Origin of the sequence: Microcoleus sp. Pol17C6 (assembly GCF_036701145.1) — a bacterium.
Taxonomy (GTDB): Bacteria; Cyanobacteriota; Cyanobacteriia; order Cyanobacteriales; family Microcoleaceae; genus Microcoleus.
This window is the reverse complement of sequence record NZ_JAUBQH010000125.1, coordinates 3,296-4,565: the sequence shown is the minus strand read 5'-3', so window position 1 is coordinate 4,565 and position 1,270 is coordinate 3,296. Positions and strand designations below refer to the sequence as shown.

Sequence of the window (1,270 nt, the reverse complement as noted above, 5' to 3'; positions counted from 1 at the left end):
TATCGGGTTCGGGTACTGGGTTGAATATGGGGGTTGGTTCTGGCGTCGGTGTTGGTTGTTCGGGGGCGGGTGTTGGTGGTGTTGGTGTTGGCGCCGGTGTTGGTGGTGTTGGTGTTGGCGCCGGTGTTGGTGGTGTTGGTTCCGGTGTTGGTGGTGCTGGTTCCGGCGCCGGTGTTGGTGGTGCTGGTTCCGGCGCCGGTGTTGGTGGTGTTGGTGGTGTTGGTGTTGGTGTTGGTGGTGTTGGTGGTGTTGGTGTTGGTGTTGGTGGTGTTGGTGGTGTTGGTGTTGGTGGTGTTGGTGGTGTTGGTGTTGGTGGTGTTGGTGGTGTTGGTGTTGGTGGTGTTGGTTCGTTCAGGGGAATGGCAGAGACAGTAGCGCTGGCGGGGCTGGTAGCACCTTGGTTGTCTGTAGCGCTGTAGGTGAAATTTGCTGTTGTAAAGTTGGCTGTCGATTGGAAAAATAATTGGTTAATGTCAGTAGGTGTCAGAATTTGACCTGGGGTGACAATCCGGCCGCCAGTATCGGGATTGCCTAAAAATATCCGCCCTTCATTTGCGGGTGGGACGGTGTTGATGGTGAAGGATGCGATCGAGCCGTCGGGGTCGCTTCCTCCGAGTCCTGCGATCGCCACAGCGCTGCTGGGGCCGATCTCAAGGTTGACGTTGTTAGCTACGGGCGGTTGGTTTGGCACCGGCAGCAGCGCCGATACAGTAGCACTGGCGGGGCTGGTGGCACCCTGGTTGTCTGTAGCGCTGTAGGTAAAATTTGCTGTTGTAAAGTTGGCTGTCGATTGGAAAAATAATTGGTTAATGTCAGCAGGTGTCAGAATTTGACCTGCGGTGACAATCGTGCCGCCAGTATCGGGATTGCCTAAAAATATCAGCCCTTCATTTGCGGGTGGGACGGTGTTGATGGTGAAGGATGCGATCGAACCGTCGGGGTCGCTTCCTCCGAGTCCTGCGATCGCCACAGCGCTGCTGGGGGCGATTTCGAGGTTGACGTTGCTAGCTATCGGTGGTTTGTTGGCGGGAGTTGGAGTCGGAGTCGGTGGGAGTGGGGGAGTCGGAGTGGGGGCAGCGGTGATAGTGGTGGTAACAGTTGCGCCAGGCTCACGGCCGTTGTTGTTGGCAGGATTGGGGTCTGGACTCGTTGAGGTGCTGCTAGCAGTGTTGGCGATGGCGCTGATGGTGGCGGGAACTGCGAAACTGACGGTTCTGTTGGCGCTGGCTGCGCTGGCTAGGGATGTGATCGCCGTCCAAGTCACAATACC

The 1,270-nt window shown here is 57.2% G+C and carries 1 protein-coding gene; it reads right to left on the bottom strand.

The window, feature by feature from the left end; genetic code table 11:
- Positions 1-1,270: Ig-like domain-containing protein (locus QUA25_RS28610; RefSeq protein ID WP_445242258.1), on the bottom strand; the 1,270-nt coding region annotated here is incomplete at both ends.